General features: G+C 71.4%; 1 protein-coding gene. It reads left to right on the top strand.

The window, feature by feature from the left end; translation table 11 throughout:
• Nucleotides 1–2,430, top strand: a 2,430-nt coding sequence (locus Q4I23_RS32155; protein ID WP_498528931.1) for an amino acid adenylation domain-containing protein, incomplete at both ends; no start/stop codon positions are given.

Below are 2,430 nucleotides of genomic sequence, written 5' to 3' on the forward strand. Positions count from 1 at the left end.
CAAAATCTGGCCCGATCTTCGTCTGCACGAAGGATTCGAACGGCTTGCCGAGCGGCATCCCACCGCTCCGGCGGTGGTGACGGAGGCCGGCATCCTCGACTATGCCGGGCTGGACGCGGCGGCCAACGCGCTGGCCCACGCGCTGCTGGCGCTGGGGCTGGGCAGGGAGGAGCCGGTCGGCGTTCTGGCGGAGCGATCGGGCGATCTGCCGCGAGCGTTCCTCGGCATTCTCAAGGCGGGCGGCGTCTATGTGCCGATGGTCGCCGACCTGCCGCCGGAGCGGCTGGCGAACATGGCGCGTCAAGCGGGGATGCGGCTGCTGATCGCCCTCGACGGGCTGCCCATACCGGACGCGCTGGCCGATGCCCTGGCCGCCAATGGCAACACGGAACGACCGCAGGCCGTCCTGCGCCCCGAATCCCTGGACGGCGACAGCCTCGCCAGGTCCGCGGAGCGCCCGGACCGGTCCGGTCCGGCGAATGCACTGGCGGTCATCCTTTTCACCTCCGGTTCCACCGGCCAGCCGAAGGGCGTGCTGATCCAGCACGACGCCTGCGTGAATCTGGCGCTCGGCCACACGGAAGCGCAGGATGTCGGGCCGGGTGACCGGGTGCTGCTGTCCACCTCCCCTGGCTTCATCCTGGGTTTTCGGGAGCTGTGCCTGCCGCTGCTCTCCGGGGCCGCCTATGTCCCGGCCTCGCGCGCGCTGATCGACGATCCGACGCGGCTGCTCGATCATATGGCCCGGCTAGGCGTGACCATCGCCCTGTTCACCCCCTCCTACCTGCGGCTTCTGCGCGGGGCGGTGCCGGCCGGGCTGCGCATGATCCTGACGGCCGGGGAGCGGCCGAACCCCGACGACGCGCGGCATTACGCCCGCCACCTCGACTATTGGAACATGCACGGCGCCACCGAGGTCTGCGGCACCATCTGCATGCACAAGGTGAATCCGGACGGCGACGGCCCGCTGCCCAGCGGACGGCCCTTCACCAACAACGCCGTCCATTTGCTCGACCGCCACGGCAACGAGGTCCCTGACGGCGCGGTCGGGGAGATCCACGTCGTCGGGCGCGGCGTCTCGCGCGGCTACCTGAACCAGCCCGAACTGTCGGCGGAGAATTTCGTCGAGACGCGCTTCGGCCGCGCCTACCGCACGCACGATCTGGGGCGCTGGAACGAAGACGGCGACCTGGAGACGCTGGGCCGCGCCGACGACATGGTGAAGGTGTCCGGCCAGTCGGTGTCGCTGGGTGAGATCGAGCGCACATTGCTGCGCCACCCGCTGGTCAGTCGCGCCGCCGCCCTTCAACACCAGGGCCGCCTGACCGCCATCGTCGAGAGCGCCGATCCGGAGGCGGCGCAGTCGGAAGACTGGCGCGCCTTCCTCGCCCGCAGCCTGCCTGCCTATATGGTGCCCGCGCAGGTGAAGGCCGTGGCGCGGATGCCGATCAGCTCCGCCGGCAAGACCGACCGCCGCGCCCTGCTGGCGCTCGCCGAAAAGGCATTGACCGCCGCGCGCGGCACGGGCGGAACGCCGCCGCAAGGCGATCTGGAGCGGGCCATTGCCTCGGTCTGGGAAGAGGTTCTGGACACCCGTCCGGTGATGCGGGACGACCCGTTCTTCGCCATCGGCGGCACCAGCCTGCTCGCCATCGCGGTGGGGCAGCGCCTGCACGCGCTCGGCCATCCGGTGACGGTGCCGGTAATCCTGGCCTCCCAGACGGTGGAGGCGTTGGCCCGCCGAATCGCGGGGCGGAACGACGAGGACACTGGCCCGCCGGACCTGAGCGAAGGTCCTGCCACCGCCGGACAGGAGGATTTCTGGGTCGCCGCCAAGCTCGGCCTCGCCGCCGCCGGATCGCACGTCGTGCGCGTCCTGTCGGTGCGCGGCCCGGTTCCGGAGGTGGAGCGCTGGCGCGCCGCCTGGGCCGCCCTGCTGGAGCGTCACCCCGCCTTGCGCACCGCCTTCCACGCCGACACCGAAGGGCGGGTGGGCTGGCGCACGGTTCCCGCCACCGCCCTGCCGCCCTCTGCCGGCTTTTCCATCGACCGCTGCCACGTTCCGGAGGAGGCGCGGGAACTGATCGCCGGCTACGCCGAGACGCCCTTCGCCCTGACCCAGGCGCCGCTGGCCCGCGCCGGACTGATGCTCGTCGAATCCGGCAACGAAACGCTGTTCTGGTTCGTGCTGCATCATGCCGTGGTGGACGGCCAATCCGCCCGCACCGTGCAGGAGGATGTCCTGGCCCTGCTGCTTGGCCACGCCCTGTCGCCGGCGCCGCACGGCATCGCGCTGGCCACGCGGGACGAGACGCACCACCTCCGTTCCGACGGGGCGGCGCAGGACCGCGCCTTCTGGAACGCCAAGCTGGACGCCCTGCCGCCGGAGGCGTTCGAGGAGCTTCCGCTCGACCAACCACGCCCCACCAC

It is taken from the genome of Azospirillum sp. UFLA03-27 (assembly GCF_059803775.1).